The following is a 1230-nucleotide window of genomic DNA, read 5'->3' on the forward strand; positions in this document are numbered from 1 at the left end:
AGATTGCTACAAAAGCAATTAATTCAAAAATAGTTACCCAGTTTATTAGTTTCCATTTATCACGCATCAAATTTTTACTTAAATTGACAAATTCGTTCATTTTGTAACACTTCCTTCAGAAACACCCTCGTAGTATTCTTCAACTCCAAGATGATACTTTTTCTGAATGGCTTCTACTGAACTGACTTCATAGATGGTCTTGTCCTTAATAATAATTACATCATCAAGTAAGCTAGCTATTTCAGTTACATAGTGGTCACTGATAATAAAAGTTGAATCGTCATTTTTCCAACGAATAATACTACTAATGATTTTCTTACGTGACATGCTGTCAATTCCACTTAATGGTTCATCTAATAGATAAAGTTTGGTATTACGGGATAAGGTCAAGGCAATTACTAACTTGCCTAATGTACCTGTTGAAAGACCTGATAAACGTTTGTCATTATCCAAGCCTAAATACTGGGAAATCTCTTTATATTTAGAAATTGAAAAATCAGAATAAACATTCTGATAAAATTTAATGACTTCACTAAGTTTGGTATTTTTCCCAAAACCACCTAGTTGATCACTTAAACTGACATTTTTTTTAATTGCTGCTTTCTTCGTCGTTCCATTCACCGTTATAACGTCTTCTGGAATCGAGTTAACACCCGCAATCAAACGCATCAAGGTTGTTTTACCAGCACCATTTTCCCCTAATAGACCAATGATCTTGCCGCTCGAAACAGATAGATTAATATTTTCTAGAATTGCTTTATTATTCTTTTTATAATTTAAATTCTCAATTTTTAGTAAATTTGACATCTGAATGCCCCCTCCCTAATTAACTGTTTCAGCTTTTTTATTCAATAAGTAGAGATTAATAATTGTAAATATAGCAATCCAAATGATCATCATCGCCATACTTGAGTACATCACTCGATTGACTGAAGCAAAGCTATTGTTCAAGTCATTAAATCCTATAATTCTCAAAACATTACCTGTCACAAAGTTGAACGGTATCATGAATAACCAAACTACAACCACTGCCACAATTACTTTGACAAAACTTTGACTTCTGAATGGTAGAAAATCATTCACCCAATTGACCAATAAATGAAGTGCTGTAACTCCGGCCCAAACGACCATAATCCCCAAAACAAATGCCACTAAAATTTCGAACTTGAATAAATATTGTTGTGTCGAATTGAAACTTCTAACCATAAGATCATCATATTTATTAGGAAA

Annotated in this window: 2 protein-coding genes; both read right to left on the reverse strand. The window is 32.4% G+C overall.

What is annotated here, in order from left to right:
- Nucleotides 1–96: 96 nt before the first annotated feature.
- Nucleotides 97–807: an ATP-binding cassette domain-containing protein gene (locus FHL06_RS13515; RefSeq protein WP_153387149.1), complete on the reverse strand. Its 711-nt coding sequence runs from the start codon at nucleotides 805–807 to the stop codon at nucleotides 97–99.
- 15 nt (nucleotides 808–822) lie between these two features.
- Nucleotides 823–1230 (reverse strand): hypothetical protein (locus FHL06_RS13520; protein ID WP_238334060.1); only part of this gene is annotated, 408 nt, incomplete at its 5' end.

It is taken from the genome of Companilactobacillus halodurans (assembly GCF_009600985.1).
In the GTDB taxonomy this organism is placed as follows: domain Bacteria; phylum Bacillota; class Bacilli; order Lactobacillales; family Lactobacillaceae; genus Companilactobacillus; species Companilactobacillus halodurans.